This window comes from Psychrobacter sp., from assembly GCF_030454045.1.
Classification (GTDB): domain Bacteria; phylum Pseudomonadota; class Gammaproteobacteria; order Pseudomonadales; family Moraxellaceae; genus Psychrobacter.
This window is the reverse complement of record NZ_JAKDJE010000001.1, coordinates 1-16,465: the sequence shown is the minus strand read 5'-3', so window position 1 is coordinate 16,465 and position 16,465 is coordinate 1. Positions and strand designations below refer to the sequence as shown.

Below are 16,465 nucleotides of genomic sequence, written 5' to 3'. Positions count from 1 at the left end.
GTCGTCACAATCAGGCATTTGGTCATTACCAAAATAACCTTTAAAGGAATAAAGTTGTGAGTACACAATCAAAATCAGAAGCTAGTGCCGCTGAGCTGCAAGCACTAGACAATGGCTTTATGGGTCATCCCGCGCCATTACGCTCGTTATTTTTTACTGAGATGTGGGAGCGTTTCTCTTACTACAGTATCCGTCCGCTACTCGTGCTATTTATGGTGGCAACCGTGAGCAGTGGTGGTTTTGGGTTCGATGAAGTCACGGCATCTGCTATCTATGGTATTTTTGCCGGTTCCTTATATTTGGCAGCCGTACCGGGCGGTTGGCTAGCAGATAACTGGCTGGGACAAGAGCGTGCCCTGTGGTGGGGCAGTATTGTGATTGCCCTTGGTCACTTATGTATTGCGCTTTCTGCCATGTTTGGTATGACGCTATTTTTTGTCGGTTTGATCTGTATTGTCTTGGGCTCAGGACTGTTCAAAACCTGTATCTCGGTAATGGTAGGGGCTTTGTATCCTAAAGGCGACGCTCGCCGTGATGGCGGTTTTACCTTATTTTATATGGGTATCAATATTGGCGCACTCTTGGCGGCGCTCATCGTTGGCGTATTCAAAGAAAAAGGCATGTGGCATGTCGGTTTTGGCGTTGGTGGTTTAGGGATGCTCGTATCCTTGCTTACCTACCGCTTTATCGCCCGCAAGAACTTGACGCGTTATGCGCAGGCCAAAGGTGTCGATGCTGAATGGGAGCAATCCAATGATCAATACAAAAACATTGGCCGTTGGGTGGGTGGTTTTATTGCATTGTTGGTCGCTGCGGTGCTGTTAATCTCTACGGGTATGGTGTCATTCAATCCTGAGATGGTGGCGGAGTATATGACCTATATCATTGCTGCCGTCGTCATCCTTTACTTTGCCATTATGTTTATTTCACCGCGATTGGATAAGACGGACAAACTGCGCTTGCTGATCTGCTTTATTTTAATCATTGGCTCGACGCTATTTTGGTCAAGTTTTGAGCAGCAGCCAACCTCTTTTAACCTATTTGCCGATCGTTATACGGATCTAAATGTTATGGGGTTTGAAATACCAAGCATTTGGTTTCAGTCGCTGAACCCATTATTTATCTTAATATTGGCACCGATCGTTAGTATCATTTGGGTCAAGCTAGGAAACAGAGGCCTTGAGCCGAGCAGTATGGCGAAATTTGCACTTGGTATGCTACTTGCTGCCGCTGGTTTTGCTCTCATGATTTTTGCCTCAAAAAGCATCTTAGCGTCTGGTGCTGGTTTAGCGTCGCCCTTATGGCTGGTAGGAAGTCTGTTACTATTAACTCTTGGCGAGCTTGCGCTTAGTCCTGTGGGTCTGTCATCAATGACCAAGCTTGCGCCAAAAGGCATGCAAGGTCAGATGATGGGATTGTTCTTTGCTTCTATTGCGATGGGTAACTTGGTTGCGGCCTTCTTTGGTGGTCATGTCTCAGCGGACAAAATCGAAGGTCTGCCGACTTTATTTACCACCATGACAATTTTCTTGGTAGTCTCTGCCGTGATACTGTTGGTATTGGCCAAACCTATCAATAATATGCTGCAAAAAAGCGAGCATGCTGACGAGGTAAGCCAATAAGAATCCGTTGGTAAAAATAAGTTACCTGTCTACAGAAACTGTCGAGTATACGCGTAGAGCAAGTCAGTGACCGAGGATAGGACGTGTTACCATTACTGGTGGTACCTCCTATCGCTTCCCTTGATGAGATATTTGGCATAAGCCATTGAAAGCTCATCATCTGCCCAAATATCTAATGATAGTCAGTTGTATTCATTTTTTAATCTCTTGCCGCAACTGGCGGTAAACAAGTACTCGATACAGTAGTCTGATTTACAAATTTTTGACGATGTTTGGCAAGATTTAGCCATGTTAAGACCGCTAAATGACGTATTAGGCTGATTGATGACATGCCCTATTATCTATAAGTAGTATCCATAAGAAATATCTACAATAAGTATTTCAATAAATACCTGATAAATCATAAAAGCAGTACCAATAACTTCTAGAAAACGACTGTAGAGAGTCGCCTCATAATAATATTGCTATAACATCTACAAGGACAAATTCAATGAATAAACAAATTATCCAAGCGCGTATCGATACGCTACGCAAAACGCTAGTGGCTCAAGATCTCACGGCGATTATCGTGCCCTCTGCTGATCCACATCTTTCTGAGTATTTGCCAGAGTATTGGCAAACCCGTCAGTGGCTATCAGGTTTTACAGGTTCAGTAGGCACTTTGGTTGTGACGGCTGATTTTGCCGGTCTATGGACGGACAGTCGTTATTGGGTACATGCCGCTGAGCAGCTAGAGGGTACGGGTATCACTTTGGAGAAGTTGGCACCTGGTCAGCTAAACCATATCGACTGGCTGGCCGATCATTTGCAAGAGGGCGATAGCGTCGCCGTAGACGGCAATGTGCTTTCTATCGCTGAGCAAGATCGACTATTGAAGGCATTTGATGCCAATGATATTACTCTGATCACTGAGCGTGACGTATTGACGAGCGTTTGGACAGATCGTCCTGCGCTGCCAAATGCCAAATTGTATGCACATGATGAGCAGTTTGTTGCGCAGTCTGCGACCTCAAAGCTTGCAGCAGTACGCGCAGGCATGAAGGATGCTGGCGCAACCCATCATCTACTCTCAAGCTTAGATGACATCGCTTGGCTGACGAACTTGCGCGGTGCTGATGTTGATTACAACCCAGTGTTCTTAGCACATATGCTGATTGATGCAGACAGCGCAACGTTGTTTGTTGATACCGATAAAGCGTGCGAAGATATTGTACAAAGTCTAAAAGATAGCGGTATCACATTGGCTGATTACTCTGCTGTACAAGATGCATTGAGCTCATTAACACCAGAAGATCTATTGCTGTTAGACCCAAATAAAGTTGCCGTTGGGACACTCTCCAAAATGGCAGACGATATTGGCTTTATTGAGCAAATGGCACCAAGCACACTGCTCAAGTCTGTCAAGTCTGACTCAGATATCGATCATGTGCGTGAGGCCATGCGTCAAGACGGTGCGGCTTTAGCAGCGTTCTTTTCTGAGTTTGAACAGCGTCTAGCAGCAGGCGAGCGCCTAAGTGAGCTGGATGTGGATAGTATGCTGATAGAGGTACGTAGTCGCCAGCCGCATTATGTGTCGCCAAGCTTCCCAACTATCGCAGGTTTCAATGAAAATGGGGCATTGCCACATTACCGCGCGACGCCAGAGAAATTCAGTTATCTTGATGTGGCTGAGGGTGAAGGTGGTTTACTACTCATTGACTCAGGTGCACAGTACCAAAACGGTACAACAGATATCACTCGCGTGGTCGGTATTGGCCAAGTTACCGCTGAGCACAAACGTGACTTTACCACCGTACTCAAAGCCCATATTGCGCTCGCTCGTGCTCACTTCCCTGATGGTATCGCCTCTCCATTGATTGATGCGATTTGCCGCGCCCCATTGTGGCAAGCTCAGATGGACTATGGTCATGGTACTGGTCACGGTGTTGGTTATTTCTTAAACGTGCATGAAGGCCCGCAAGTCATTGCTTATAGCGCCAGCACACCAAAAGAGCGTGCGATGAAAGTCGGTATGATTTCAAGTAATGAGCCAGGTTTGTATCGCGAGGGCAAATGGGGTATCCGTATCGAAAACTTGGTTGTGAATACACCAGTTCCTAGCCCTACTGAGACAGAATTTGGTCAATTCTTACACTTTGAAACCATCACTTATTGCCCAATCGACACGCGTCTGATTGAGCCATCATTATTGGATCAAACCGAGATTGATTGGCTCAATGACTACCATAGCCAAGTGTATGCCGAGTTAAATGATCGAGTGGAAGGTACTGCCCTTGAGTGGCTGACTGAACGTACCAAAGCGATCTAATACTACTCTAAAAAAACATAATGAGCGGTGACAATATCGCTTCGTTTACTAAACGTTGTCTTTCGCTCATTGGCGTTGCTACTTAGATTTTTAAAAATGCTATAAAGTCAGATCAATAACTGTCAAGCAAACATTAAGAAGCCCCGCAAATAATTTGCGGGGCTTCTTAATGTTTGTGCTGCAGGGCTTTTTAGAAAATAGAAATTATTGCCGTTAGTGAATATTTTTTGTAGAGGCATTTTCAGTAGTAGCTGACGTATTTTGCTCGCTGAAATGCTGAGTCATCTCGGCACGTAGCCAAGATTTTAGGTTTTCAGACATGAGCATCATTTGCTCACTCAAGTAGTCGTCGATTTGGTTTTCAAGCTCACGAATCAGTGTCTGATCCGTCGCATCCAGCTCACTGTCTTCTAGTACCAAGTTGATCGTGGTATTGGCGTTGTCTGGTATATTTTTGATGGGTTTATCACTCAGGGTAGCAGCCTGTTTGCTAATCGTCTGACTGTCAGTGCTGTTATTATTCTCACCACTTGCTGCGCCCGTGCTGACTTTCTCAGTTTTTAGGTGATCCACCGCATCGTCTACAGCCTCTTGTTCGGTTAGATTGTCTTTTTTATTATGGGTTTTATTTGCAGCCAGCTCCTCATTTTTTTCTTGTTCTTTTTGAGCTGCTTCTGCTTTGCGCGCCGTCTCTTCGGCCTCTTTCTTCTGGGCTTCTTCCAACTGCTGCTTTTCAGCCGCCGCGCGTTCTTGTTCTTGTTTGTCTATGATCGCTTTGGCAATGGCTTGCTCGGCATTATAGTTGTCATACAGCTCATCCACATACGCATCCAAATCATGTGTATTGAACTCAAAGCTCTCAAATACAGTCTCTGCTTGTAGTAGGGTCGTGATGTCTTTTAGCTCTTGGGTAATGGCTGCGCGTACGGTCTCAGGTGCACACGTCCAATGCTGATAAAACTGATGGGAAAATGAGTAGCTTGACATGGTATCTTCCATAAATGTTCCAAAAATTACCCCTTATCATACGCAAGTACGATAAGGGGCTGCAAGTGGACAAACGTAGCCAAACTGACACCAACGTTACAACGTGGCAAAGTAGCGAAGCGACAAAGTGATCATACGATAAAGCGGTATCGTATCGCACGATATGCTTTTGGCTACGAGTTATTGATTGACAGGCCAGCGTGCAAATATCAAGGATCCATTGGTACCGCCAAAGCCGAAGCTGTTGGATACAGCATATTGCAGGTTATCGACCTTACGTGATTGGTTGGCCACGTAATCGAGATTGCAGTTGTCCTCAACCTCTTCTAGGTTAATCGTCGGTGGTACGTGCTGATGCTGTAGGGCAAGCACCGTAAATATGGCTTCTACGCCGCCCGCTGCACCAAGTAGGTGTCCTGTCATAGATTTGGTTGAGCTAACTAAAATGCTATCTTTTACAGGAGAGAACACAGTTTCGATAGCAATAGACTCAGCCACATCACCAGCAGGGGTACTGGTACCATGAGCGTTGACATAACCGACGCTTGATGACTCGATACCAGCATCGTTTAGTGCATTTTGCATCGCTCTTGCCGCACCGCTACCGTCTTCTGGTGGCGCAGTAATATGACTGGCATCATCGCTCATGCCAAACCCGACTAACTCTGCCAATATCGTTGCACCGCGTGCTTTGGCATGGGCAAGGCTTTCTAATACGACCACACCAGCACCATCACCAAGGACAAACCCATCACGACCTTTATCAAACGGACGTGATGCTTTGGTTGGCTCATCGTTACGTGTGGAGAGGGCATGCATGGCACTAAAGCCTGCTATACCAAGCGGGCTTGAGCCTTTTTCACTACCGCCAGCCAACATGACATCGGCATCACCGTAGGCGATCAAACGCGCTGCCAAACCCATAGCATGAGTGGCAGTGGTACAAGCCGTTGATGTCGCAAGATTTGGCCCTTTTAAATTGTGTTTGATCGCGACCAACCCTGCCGCCATATTGACAATAGATCCTGGGATAATGAAAGGTGATACTTTGGCGGCGCCTTTTTCACGTAGGGTATCTCGGCTGTTTTCGATGGTTTGGATACCACCAATACCTGAACCCAAGATAATACCAAAGCGATCTTGGTCAACCCCTTGTACGGGTGCATCAGCGGCACTGACTTCATCGATAAACCCAGCATTTTTCAATGCCATAGAAGACGCTGCAATCCCGTAATGTATAAAATCATCATAGCGGCGCGCATCTTTGGCGCTCATGTACTGCTTGGCATCGAAATCTTTGATCACACCTGCGATTTGTGCGCGGTAACCAGTTGCATCAAAATGGGTGATCGGTGAGATACCGCTGTCGCCATTGAGCAATTTGGTCCATGAGCTATCCACGTCTAGACCAAGCGGCGTAATGGCACCCATACCAGTCACCACCACACGCGTATCATCAGAGCGCTCGTAATGAGGCGGTTTTTGAAGCGATTTGTATACAGGAGCTGCGGTCATATTATTTGTGTCATCATTGGTGGCTTGGTCGATAGGTGAAGTGCTGTGTTGGCTCATGCGATATGTCCTATACTTACGGGTCCTAAGAGGATGGCGTTTTTAAAGTTATTATAAAACACATTGGTGCACGTATGTAAACTAAAATCTAACTGGTCAGGCAAAACAAACTTGCCCCAATACCACGCCTTTATTGGCACCAGTTACAGCGGGTAAATTACCAGTTTCGCCCATCAATGTTTGTCGGGCTAACCATGCAAAAGCGACTGACTCTACCCATGTTGGTGCCAGCCCTAAATGATCTGTGGTCATCACTGTAGAGTGGGGTAGATGGGCTTGCAGACGCGTCATCAGATAATCGTTCAAAGCACCGCCACCGCAGACAGACACCGAGCTATTTTTATCAGTAGTTATAAAATTATTGATCTGCGCGCTTGCACTGATGGCAGTTAGCTCAGTCAAAGTGGCTTGCACATCTGCAGATGAGTAGCGGGTATAGACAGAAGCCTGATCGAATGTTTGTAGCTCATCTTGTAGCCAAGCTAAGTTGAAAACTTCGCGGCCCGTACTTTTGGGATGAGATTGAGCAAAGAATGGATGTGCCAACAGCTGCTCGAGTAGCGGCTCAATAATTTTCCCAGACTGCGCCCAAGCACCACTCGCATCATAGCTATTATCAGTATGCAATGCTGTCCACGCATCCAATAGTAAGTTTGCAGGTCCCGTATCGTAGCCAACAACCTGATCTTTTCCATCAGCAGGCAAGACGGTTATATTAGCAATACCGCCCAAATTTAATATCACGCGTGTGTCATCAGATGCGCCAAACAGTGCTTGGTGGAAGGCAGGCACCAAAGGCGCACCTTGACCACCGACGGCCATATCACGGCGACGAAAATCACTGACCACGCTAATACCTGTACGCTCAGCGATGATATTGGCATCGACCAATTGCAAGCTAAAACCCATCTGCGGGCGATGGCGTACCGTTTGACCATGACAGCCAATCGCCAGTACTGATTCAGCATCGATATTTGCTTGCTGTAATAATGTATTGACCACTTCGCTGGCAAATTCCGCATATTCGCGACTTGCCCAACCAAACCAGTCAAGCTCGCTAGTTGGCTCATCGGCCTCTGGTACGAGTTGATTCACACCATTGGGCTGACATAATGCCAGTAGGACCTCACGCAATCGTGGTGGAAAATCTTGACTATACGTCGCCAGCAGCTGCATTGGCGGTTGAGTGTTATCTTTATTACTGGTATTTTCGGTATCGCCCACGTCATGATTAAACTGACAAATAACCGCATCCATCCCGTCCAAACTGGTGCCTGACATCATGCCGATATATAAACCATCATCGAAGCTTTCAAACACCGTTTGCTCAAGCGCGTCGGTCAGTGTGGCATAGTTCGAATTATCATCGGTCAAATCATCAATATCGTTTGAGCTACTATCCAAACCATTATTCATAAGTAAGTCGGCGATAGCATTGTGTTCAGTGTCAGCAATGGATGCGGGGTTGGTCATGGCAATTTACCTTAAAAAACGCTAGTATATCCGTCAAATTCTAGCATTTTTTCTAACCCTTTGAGCTTCTAAACGTCATAAGGGGGTGCGCCAGTAACCAATATTCCTAAAAATCCCAATTCAAGCGATATATAGAGAGCATCATGACCGATCAAACCTACACCCTAGAAGAACAACTGGCCCTAATTCAGCGCGGTACGCAAGAGATATTATCTGAAGACGACTTGGTGGCCAAGCTAAAGCTCAACCGTCCACTACGTATCAAGGCAGGCTTTGACCCGACCGCACCTGACCTGCATTTAGGTCATACGGTATTGATTAATAAACTTAAGCATTTTCAAGATTTGGGTCATGAGATTTATTTTCTAATCGGTGACTATACCGCCAAGATTGGTGATCCTTCTGGTAAAAATAGCACGCGTCCGCCATTGACTGATGAGCAAATCAAAGCCAATGCTACGACCTACGCTGAGCAGGTATTTAGAATCTTGGACAAAGAAAAGACGCGCGTGGTCTTCAACTCTGAGTGGTTCAATGATATGAGCGCCGCTGATATGATTCAGCTTGCGAGCCAGCAGACGGTCTCGCGTATGCTTGAGCGCGATGACTTCTCGAAACGCTATGCATCACAGACGCCTATCTCAATCCATGAGTTCCTCTACCCATTGGTACAAGGCTATGATTCTATCGCCCTAAAAGCAGATGTTGAGCTAGGTGGTACAGATCAGACCTTTAACTTATTGATGGGTCGTACGTTGCAAGGCCGTTACGGTCAAGAGCCGCAAGTGTGTATTACGGTGCCAATCTTAGAAGGTTTGGATGGTGTCAATAAAATGTCCAAATCACTAGGAAACTATGTTGCTATCTATGATGCACCAGGCACCATGTACCAAAAAATCCTATCGATGCCAGATACCTTAATCCAACGCTATTTTGAGTTTTTGAGCTTTAAGCCAATGGACGAAATCGAAGCCTTGATGGCGGAAATGGAAGCTGGTCGTAATCCACAAGAAATCAAACGTATCCTAGCCGAAGAGCTAATTGAGCGTTTCCATGATGCGGATGCCGCTGCCAACGCGCATAAATCAGCGGGCAATGTCCTAGCAGATGGTGAGTTGCCCGTTGATTTGCCAGAAGTGACATTGACACTTGAAGAAGGTCAAGAGGCTTTATTTATCACACAGGTATTAAACCAAGCAGGTTTGACTAAAAATAGTGCAGCGGCAAAAGACATGATCAAGCGCAATGCAGTCAAAGTCGATGGCGAAGAGGTCAATGCTGGCTTTAGCTTAACCTCAGGACAGACAGTCGTGATTCAAGCTGGCAAGAAAGCCTATGCAAAAGTGACGGTAGGGTGATTAAGATTACATTAAGTGCATTACCATATTTTATTAAAAATTGACGGATAAAGAAATTAAATGTATCTTAAAATCAAACGGTATGCTTATCTTTTTTTTAATAAATGGTGGTTCGCAAAACTAGTAAAGTTACCAATTTTAACTTTTATATTACCAGTCTTAACTTCATTTTATTATGCGGCATTAGACATTTTTGGCGATGACTGGGTATGGATTAAAGATCATAGAGAGATACATGAGACTATCTTTACCTTGCTTTTCGTAGCAACAATGTTCGTAGTTCTGTTTCGAGCTATTGCTGAACAATACTCAATTAGATTAAATAAGCAAAAAGAAGAAGTTTCAAGGAATTTACTAAAAATCTTCAATAGCTTAGTAACTAAGAAGAAGAGAAGGTTTTTTGAAGAAGCAGCTAATATTCGTCCAAGTGCAGATTGTTTTAAAAGAGTTACTAAGCCAGATGAACAGTTAAAGGCTATATTTGACTCCACAATCGACGCTATTACTACAATCTTTAATGTGAATCCTGCTAATCTTACACTCACTATAATTGAAGGTAATAATGAAGAGAATAAATGGTGGTATGCTTTACAAAGTGACCACCAAACTAGACTTACATCTCCTAAGAAATTAATGGAAAATGTTTCTACAGCTCGTTATTGTTTTGACTTGGGTCAAAGCTTATTTATAGTCACTGCACTACAAAAGAGTTATGTTTTGGATGAATATCATAAAACAATTTAGATAAGTCATTCTCCATCCAACCTTGGCGTAAAAACTTCACTTGAGCCCACTTTTTCTCGATGGGATTTAAGTCAGGACTATAAGGAGGTAAGAATAATAGCCTGTGACCATGCCTGTTAAGCAGCTTTTGAACGCGCTTATGAAAGGCTGCATTATCCATAACGATTACACATTTTCTCTTAAGCTTTGGTATCAGCGTGAACTTGCACCAGTGATAAAAAATCTTTTTATTAATGTTGGTCTTTAAGCAATTGAGTGCAAACAGCGTTTTGCCATATAGTGCACCAATGACGTTGGTTCGATCTTTGGCTTGCCAATTGTAACTGCCAATGCAGGGGCTACCAATGGGTGCATAACCACAAGGACGCATCGTTTCACTTTCAAAGCCACTCTCGTCCATATAGACAATAGCAAAGCCTTGAGCAATGTAGTGGTTAAGTTTTTTTAGGTAGTGAGCCCTCTTTAGTGGACAAGCTTTGGGATGCTCAAGTGTCTTTTTTTTTGCTAACACCAATACGCTTTAAGGCTTTGCTGATGCCTGTTGGGCTACAATTAAAACGCTGTGCTCGCTCATAGTGATAATCGTCAGGGTGGTCTTTGACATCTTGAGCTAAGGCTTCATCCTCTATTTTGTAGGGCTTAATATATCGGGTGGTTTTACTATGAAGACGCTTTTTCCACTTCTGGATAGTCGTTGGACTGATATCATAGAAAACAGCAGCTTCAGCAAAGGTCATGCCCTCATCTAAGCTTTTTAAGACTTGTTTGCGATAATCTAGGGAGTAAGTCATGGTTATTTATTGTGGTAATCGTTTAGTTGATTTATTTTATAACATTTTTGTGGTCAGGTGACTATATACCTGATATGAGGAAAGGGATCAAAGACAACGTTTTTCTCTCTTCTGATAGATCTAAATCTAACAAGGAGTTTGGGTCAATTTTTTGTAAACCTGTAGTAGTCAAAGTAGAAGAGAGAGTATTTAAGTACGTTTTTACAATCTGTCTTTATGGTGAATTGTTGTGTACTCCTGATAATGAAGAGGAAAGTAGAGTATGTGAAGAATTCTTCAATGAGATTAGTGATCGAGTAGAGTTAGAGCTGTATTTGAGATCTATTAAGAAATTTCGATATTCTTAGAAGGAGTTTCAAGATGAGTAAAAGGATTATATTAATTAATAAAAAGGACGAATTCGATTTTGAAAAGAAAGACAATACTAAGTCTAAAGTTATTGGGTTTCTTTCAAAAATCTATCCTCGCGACACTTCAGTAAATGTGACTGATGAGATTAAAAATAAGAGTAAAAATGATCAGTATTTTAATCAAACTGCTCGATAACTCTTGTAAATAGTTTTTTCGTTAATACCTATAATTATTTAATGACCTTTACACAACCAAAATTTCTTTAAGATAAATAGTTTAAATAAATGAATAACAAATTCCAAGCCATTCCCCAAGGCATCTACCGCCATTATAAAGGCAGCCTGTATCAAGTATTGCATACCGCGCAGCACTCAGAGACCGAAGAGTCGCTCGTGGTGTACCGTTGTCTGTATGGTGAGTATGGCGTGTGGGTACGCCCGCTTACCATGTTTGCTGAAACTGTGATGCGTAATGGCACAGAAGTGCCTAGATTTGAGCTGATAAAACCCCTAGTGGATTAACTCTTGAACTTGGCAGCATCTCCTAAAAAAGCGACTTTACTAAGTCGCTTTTTGGTTGCGACTCGTAAATCATTCTCACAAAACTTCTTTAACACCTTATGAAAACCAATCGGCTCATCCATAGGGACGGCATGTCCTGAGCGCGGTAGGATGACGTCACGAGCATTGGGTAGCATCTGTGTCACCTTCTGTTGCCACTTAGGATTATATAGCTTTGAGCGCCCACCAATTAGATTGACGACCGGAATCGTCACTTTATCTAACGCACCGCGAAAGTCATAAGGCAAGGTTAGATAAGCTTGCAAGCATTGCCTTTTATGGTTCCAAAGACGATGCTCATACAGCGCAAGCTTAGGATCGTTCTTATAAGTCATCGCTTGTATAAACGCTTTTGAGCGCGTACGATTGACGGACAATAATGAGAATAAGCGCTCGACGTCAGTAGCGTGCCGTTTTAGTGTAAAGGGTAGGTGAGTAAAGCTTTGGGCATCGGCATATGGCAGACTCATATCGATAACACCGCGAAAGATATCGAATACCTTTTGTTGGCGGCTGCCAAATAGTCCGCCTTGCCAATCGTCTTGATTATGAATGGCAGGGCTTTGATCGATATTGAGATAGCGGCTGACTCTGGCTGCGCCAAACCTTTCAAAATAAGACCACATCACTTGCGCGCCCATCGAAATAGCCGCTACAGACAGCGTCTCAACAGACTGCCACTGACAAATCTGCTCGATGATACAATCGACATCTTCTGCATATTGCCGCACAAAATCAAACTGCGTAAGACCGATGGGCTGTGCCAGTCCAAAGCCGCGCAAATGCGGCAAATAAAAAGTGTATTTGCTAGCAAGCGGTAAGATAAAAGGCAAAAATTCACGTGCATCCATGCCGTAGGCATGCAGTATCAGCACAGGCGCGCCTTGTCCGATAACAGAGATAGGTAGTCGCGTGCCATCAGTCATCGTAATATGAGTAGTTTGCACTTGATACTGGTCGGGTATCGGCAGTGTGAGTAATTTTTTTATCATGAGTTCTATTCTGTGCGCTCGCATAGTAGCCATAATTGAGGTTGCTGACTTCAACAGACCCGATATACTTGCAGTAAGACTGCTATAGTAAAATCAGCTCATTGACCATGGCATAAAAGTGAGCTTGCAATACCGAATAATCATCAGCGCTAATTTATCAATCATAATAAATAAAAATAACAACCTGACTCTTAAAAGGAGGCCTAAGTATGAGTAGAGCGACTTTAGCGTCGTTAGATATGAGCCTCTATCCGCTAGTATGGGAGCAGCAGACTTTTATAGATTCGCAGCAATTCTTGATAGCGATACTAAGCCAGAGCGCTGAGATAAAACCAGAAGACTTCACTAAGCTGCTGCTAAACAACCCTGTCTATCAAGAGTGGATTAACGCAACTGTCTTTGGGCGCTATATTCAGCGCAGTTTTGCCGCCTTCTATCAGCAGACGGAAGACAGCTTCAATATGGATATGCCTGCGCTATTTCGTAACGAGCTGACGCGCCATGCTCAATATCTGCCCCTTCATCAAACCTTATTTTTTGCAGGCGAGATGCCAAAAAGCGTAAGACAAGAGAGGCTGTTTACCACCACAGTTAATCCTGCTACGGCGCTTGCCGCTGCAGAAAAGCTCTATCAACACTCGCTACAATCAGGGCGAGCAAGCCATCCGTTCCTTATTATCAATCAGCTAACTATAGCAGGCAAGCAAGTTATGGGCTTTCCGATACGCCATAATAAGCGTACCAGTGAGCGCATTCGAAATGAAGTGCTGATTTTGGACTTTCAGCAGTTAACGCTGGTCAAAGAAATTCAAATTCAACCCAAAAAAAGAAGCAACATAGATGAGACTATATTGCTTCGGTCTTATGAGTTACGTTAGAGAGCAAAACGGCCGGTTAAGCTTTTAACCGCCTTGCTTCGCAATGGTCAGACCATTATAAGTTTGCGCCACTGGCATCACTTCTAAGCGATTGACATTGATATGGGCGGGCGATTCAATCAACCACAATAAAATATCGCCGATATCCTCACCGGTCATGGTTTTAAAGCCGTCATAGACTTTGGCCGCTTTCTCATCATCGCCATGATAGCGCACGTTCGAAAACTCAGTGCCCGCGACATTACCTGGTTCAAGATTGGTGACGCGCACCTGCGTACCGACTAAGTCCGCGCGCAGATTTAAGCTAAACTGTTTGACAAAGGCTTTGGTCGCGCCATAGACATTACCGCCAAAGTATGGCCAACTGCCAGCGATAGAGCCGACATTGATGACATAACCGCTGTCGCTTGCCACCATCGCAGGTAGTACAGCGTGGGTCAGCGCCACCAGACCTTTGATATTGGTATCGAGCATACGCATCCAGTCATTGAGATCTGCCTCATGGGCAGGCTCGGTGCCGAGCGCTAGCCCAGCGTTATTTACCAAAACATCGATGTGCTGAAAGCCAGCCGGCAAGTCAGCAATGATTTGCGGGATAGACGCTGTATCACTGACATCCATGACCACCGGCAAAAACGCCTCGCCCAATGTAGCTGCCAGTGCATCAAGCTTATCGCGGCGTCTGGCACAACCGATCACTTGGTGACCGCCTGCGACCAAACGCTCTGCCAGCGCTTTACCGAATCCAGCACTTGCTCCTGTAATCAATACGTTCATGTTATATCCTTATAAGTGATATCGTATGTGGCTTTTGTGATATGAATGGTGCGCTGTTTTGTGGCAGCTTACGCTTATCTATTAAATAGCTGTTTACCAAAGATTTTATCGCCAGCATCGCCAAGACCTGGGATGATATAGCCGTGCTCATCTAAATGGCTGTCTAGCGCCGCTGTAAAGATGGTCACATCAGGATGTGCTTCGTTTACCAAGCGGACGCCTTCAGGGGCCGCCACTAATACTAATGCTTTGATATTAGTACAGCCATTTTTCTTTAGCATCTCGATGGTCGCAACCATTGAGCCACCCGTAGCTAGCATTGGATCAATGATTAGCGCAGGACGCTTGTCCATGTGACTGACAAATTTTTCAAAGAATGGTACTGGCTGCAGCGTTTCTTCATCACGCTGCAAACCGACCACAGAAATCTTAGCAGTAGGAATTAGATCGAGCACCCCATCAAGCATGCCAATACCTGCACGCAAAATAGGCACGATAGTCGCTGTCTTACCGATGATTTGCTCACCCGTGATTTCGCCGCACCAGCCTTGCATTGGGAAGGTCTCAATTTCAAAATCACGGCTTGCTTCATAAGCCATCAAGCGTGCAAGCTCTTTAGTCAATGTACGAAATTTATAAGTACTACAGTCTTTTTCGCGCATGAGGCTGAGTTTATGACGGACCAATGGATGATCAATGACCGTAATGTTTAAATCGTTGTTTAAATCACTCATAAGTATTCTCTTGGTTTTTTGTCTGATGCGTGCGCAGTCATTGCGGTTGCTATTAATATAAAAAGATACAAACACTTACCCCACTTTAACTCTGTTTGGTCTCATTGATAGTAAAATAAAAACCTCAATGACCATGCAAATCAAATAAACGTGCTACTTGTATAAGAGTGTAATGTCACCAAAAGTGATCAGTTAGACACTCACAATTGGCAGCCAAGCCTAAACCGCTCAGGCTAAGCGACTATATATTGTCGCACTATTTGAATCGACTAAGTTTGACTGTATAAAATTATCATAAGTGCAGTAGTGTTTAGGCTTGCTATGATACCAAAAAAACCGCTTTTCTGATGAAGAATATCATGACTATAAAACCATCAAACACCCAAGAAGACGCTAATAACAAGGCTAATAACGAGATAGTAGCAACCGAGAGTTCATCAGGAGAAATTGAAAATCATCCTTTTGCGCCTGTTTTACCACCAAATGCGACTATCATGATGATGGGTACGTTTCCGCCGACTAGCGATAAATGGGCAATGAGCTTTCACTATCCCAATTTTTATAATGATATGTGGCGTATCTATGGCCGAGTGTTTTTTGATGACGCCGACTATTTTAGAGTCGGCGATGAGAAGCGCTTTGACCCTGAGCGCATACGCAATTTTATGTTCGAGCGTGGTATAGCGTCTTGCCCGACAGTCAAGCAGGCTATTCGAGAGACTGGCAATGCTTCGGATAAAAACCTAACCGTGGTGACGCCAGTTGATTTGGATAGTATCTTGCCGCAAGTGCCAAAGGTTGAGACTTTATTCACAACAGGAGGCAAAGCTACCGAAGTACTGCTCGGATTACTAGATGAACCAATTACCAAATCAAAGCACCCAAAAACCAATCAAAGTATGGATTACCCTTATCAATGGCAGGATGCAGATAATAAAAAAATGTATGTTAATGACTTAACCTTATATAGATTACCATCGACCTCACGCGCTTATCCATTATCGTTAGATAAGAAAGTCGCGGCGTATCAAGCGTTCTTTGAGAGGATGGGTAAGTTGTAAAGTAAAAATAGAGAAATGGTTGCACTAATCGAAGGTAAAGCTCAAAGACAGTAAAAGGTATTTATCTAATAAAGCTAAACGTTTTTGATGTTATAAATTATAGTAAATAGCATATCTATAATCAGTCTCTAAACCTATTGAAATTAATTAGACGATAACCCATTGAAAAAATTACCATTTTTATATTCCGCTAAAATAAGTTTAAAAACATCACCAAAACAGGTTGACACAAAAATTAAACCCTCTATAATACGCCC

15 protein-coding genes are annotated in these 16,465 nt (G+C 44.0%); 7 read left to right on the top strand and 8 right to left on the bottom strand.

Translation table 11 applies throughout. The annotated features are described in order from the left end of the window. Nucleotides 1-56 precede the first annotated feature (56 nt). Together L0G63_RS00075 and L0G63_RS00070 are read left to right on the top strand one after the other, a co-directional pair. Complete coding sequence (locus L0G63_RS00075) at nucleotides 57-1,622, top strand: peptide MFS transporter (RefSeq protein WP_301448821.1); 1,566 nt, start codon at nucleotides 57-59, stop codon at nucleotides 1,620-1,622. Nucleotides 1,623-2,112: 490 nt separating this feature from the next. Beyond that, nucleotides 2,113-3,930: an aminopeptidase P family protein gene (locus L0G63_RS00070; RefSeq protein ID WP_301448820.1), complete on the top strand. Its 1,818-nt coding sequence runs from the start codon at nucleotides 2,113-2,115 to the stop codon at nucleotides 3,928-3,930. 213 nt (nucleotides 3,931-4,143) lie between these two features. Here the strand turns inward: L0G63_RS00070 and L0G63_RS00065 are convergent, their stop codons facing one another. The 3 genes from L0G63_RS00065 to L0G63_RS00055 form a co-directional block, all read right to left on the bottom strand. Beyond that, the gene (locus L0G63_RS00065) at nucleotides 4,144-4,929 is read right to left on the bottom strand and encodes a hypothetical protein (protein WP_301448819.1); all 786 of its coding nucleotides are present in this window, start codon (nucleotides 4,927-4,929) and stop codon (nucleotides 4,144-4,146) included. Nucleotides 4,930-5,097: 168 nt separating this feature from the next. Further along, nucleotides 5,098-6,432 carry a beta-ketoacyl-ACP synthase II gene (gene fabF, locus L0G63_RS00060; protein ID WP_301448880.1) on the bottom strand — a complete coding sequence of 445 codons (1,335 nt, stop codon included), beginning with the start codon at nucleotides 6,430-6,432 and terminating at the stop codon, nucleotides 5,098-5,100. A 153-nt stretch (nucleotides 6,433-6,585) separates the two neighbouring features. Next, nucleotides 6,586-7,962, bottom strand: a complete 1,377-nt coding sequence (locus L0G63_RS00055; RefSeq protein WP_301448818.1) for an anhydro-N-acetylmuramic acid kinase — start codon at nucleotides 7,960-7,962, stop codon at nucleotides 6,586-6,588. A 143-nt stretch (nucleotides 7,963-8,105) separates the two neighbouring features. On the opposite strand from L0G63_RS00055, the gene tyrS reads away from it, so the two are divergent. Next, on the top strand, nucleotides 8,106-9,320 hold the full coding sequence (gene tyrS / locus L0G63_RS00050) for a tyrosine--tRNA ligase (protein ID WP_301448817.1): 1,215 nt from the start codon (nucleotides 8,106-8,108) through the stop codon (nucleotides 9,318-9,320). Nucleotides 9,321-9,380: 60 nt separating this feature from the next. Next, entirely contained in the window at nucleotides 9,381-10,064 is a 684-nt protein-coding gene (locus L0G63_RS00045; protein ID WP_301448816.1) for a hypothetical protein, read from the top strand. Here L0G63_RS00045 and L0G63_RS00040 read toward each other — a convergent pair. Beyond that, the gene (locus L0G63_RS00040) at nucleotides 10,012-10,575 is read right to left on the bottom strand and encodes a transposase (protein ID WP_301448815.1); all 564 of its coding nucleotides are present in this window, start codon (nucleotides 10,573-10,575) and stop codon (nucleotides 10,012-10,014) included. The two genes, L0G63_RS00045 and L0G63_RS00040, sit on opposite strands and share 53 nt — an antisense overlap. Continuing rightward, nucleotides 10,550-10,855, bottom strand: coding sequence for an IS630 transposase-related protein (locus L0G63_RS00035; protein WP_071002123.1), 306 nt, complete (start codon nucleotides 10,853-10,855; stop codon nucleotides 10,550-10,552). Before L0G63_RS00035 ends, L0G63_RS00040 begins: the two co-directional genes overlap by 26 nt. A gap of 635 nt (nucleotides 10,856-11,490) precedes the next feature. On the opposite strand from L0G63_RS00035, the gene L0G63_RS00030 reads away from it, so the two are divergent. Then, nucleotides 11,491-11,727 carry a DUF1653 domain-containing protein gene (locus L0G63_RS00030; RefSeq protein WP_301448814.1) on the top strand — a complete coding sequence of 79 codons (237 nt, stop codon included), beginning with the start codon at nucleotides 11,491-11,493 and terminating at the stop codon, nucleotides 11,725-11,727. Here the strand turns inward: L0G63_RS00030 and L0G63_RS00025 are convergent. Next, on the bottom strand, nucleotides 11,724-12,758 hold the full coding sequence (locus tag L0G63_RS00025) for an alpha/beta fold hydrolase (RefSeq protein WP_301448813.1): 1,035 nt from the start codon (nucleotides 12,756-12,758) through the stop codon (nucleotides 11,724-11,726). The two genes, L0G63_RS00030 and L0G63_RS00025, sit on opposite strands and share 4 nt — an antisense overlap. Before the next feature lie 209 nt (nucleotides 12,759-12,967). Between L0G63_RS00025 and L0G63_RS00020 the strand changes: the two genes are divergently transcribed. After that, the gene (locus L0G63_RS00020) at nucleotides 12,968-13,636 is read left to right on the top strand and encodes a hypothetical protein (RefSeq protein ID WP_301448812.1); all 669 of its coding nucleotides are present in this window, start codon (nucleotides 12,968-12,970) and stop codon (nucleotides 13,634-13,636) included. Between the two features lie 24 nt (nucleotides 13,637-13,660). Here the strand turns inward: L0G63_RS00020 and L0G63_RS00015 are convergent, their stop codons facing one another. Together L0G63_RS00015 and upp are read right to left on the bottom strand one after the other, a co-directional pair. Then, nucleotides 13,661-14,413 (bottom strand): SDR family NAD(P)-dependent oxidoreductase, encoded by a 753-nt coding sequence (locus tag L0G63_RS00015; protein WP_301448811.1) that lies wholly within the window; start codon nucleotides 14,411-14,413, stop codon nucleotides 13,661-13,663. Between the two features lie 74 nt (nucleotides 14,414-14,487). Next, nucleotides 14,488-15,147, bottom strand: a complete 660-nt coding sequence (gene upp / locus L0G63_RS00010) for a uracil phosphoribosyltransferase (RefSeq protein ID WP_301448810.1) — start codon at nucleotides 15,145-15,147, stop codon at nucleotides 14,488-14,490. Between the two features lie 359 nt (nucleotides 15,148-15,506). Here upp and L0G63_RS00005 point away from each other — a divergent pair, with 359 nt between their 5' ends. Next, nucleotides 15,507-16,208 (top strand): DNA glycosylase, encoded by a 702-nt coding sequence (locus L0G63_RS00005; protein WP_301448809.1) that lies wholly within the window; start codon nucleotides 15,507-15,509, stop codon nucleotides 16,206-16,208. Nucleotides 16,209-16,465: the final 257 nt, after the last annotated feature.

Coding starts and splice junctions, on each gene's coding strand:
- L0G63_RS00070 (WP_301448820.1), top strand. CDS start 2,113: ATGAATAAACAAATTATCCAAGCGCGTATCGATACGCTACGCAAAACG.
- L0G63_RS00065 (WP_301448819.1), bottom strand. CDS start 4,929: ATGGAAGATACCATGTCAAGCTACTCATTTTCCCATCAGTTTTATCAG.
- fabF (WP_301448880.1), bottom strand. CDS start 6,432: ATGACCGCAGCTCCTGTATACAAATCGCTTCAAAAACCGCCTCATTAC.
- L0G63_RS00055 (WP_301448818.1), bottom strand. CDS start 7,962: ATGACCAACCCCGCATCCATTGCTGACACTGAACACAATGCTATCGCC.
- tyrS (WP_301448817.1), top strand. CDS start 8,106: ATGACCGATCAAACCTACACCCTAGAAGAACAACTGGCCCTAATTCAG.
- L0G63_RS00045 (WP_301448816.1), top strand. CDS start 9,381: ATGTATCTTAAAATCAAACGGTATGCTTATCTTTTTTTTAATAAATGG.
- L0G63_RS00035 (WP_071002123.1), bottom strand. CDS start 10,855: ATGACTTACTCCCTAGATTATCGCAAACAAGTCTTAAAAAGCTTAGAT.
- L0G63_RS00030 (WP_301448814.1), top strand. CDS start 11,491: ATGAATAACAAATTCCAAGCCATTCCCCAAGGCATCTACCGCCATTAT.
- L0G63_RS00025 (WP_301448813.1), bottom strand. CDS start 12,758: ATGATAAAAAAATTACTCACACTGCCGATACCCGACCAGTATCAAGTG.
- L0G63_RS00020 (WP_301448812.1), top strand. CDS start 12,968: ATGAGTAGAGCGACTTTAGCGTCGTTAGATATGAGCCTCTATCCGCTA.
- L0G63_RS00015 (WP_301448811.1), bottom strand. CDS start 14,413: ATGAACGTATTGATTACAGGAGCAAGTGCTGGATTCGGTAAAGCGCTG.
- upp (WP_301448810.1), bottom strand. CDS start 15,147: ATGAGTGATTTAAACAACGATTTAAACATTACGGTCATTGATCATCCA.
- L0G63_RS00005 (WP_301448809.1), top strand. CDS start 15,507: ATGACTATAAAACCATCAAACACCCAAGAAGACGCTAATAACAAGGCT.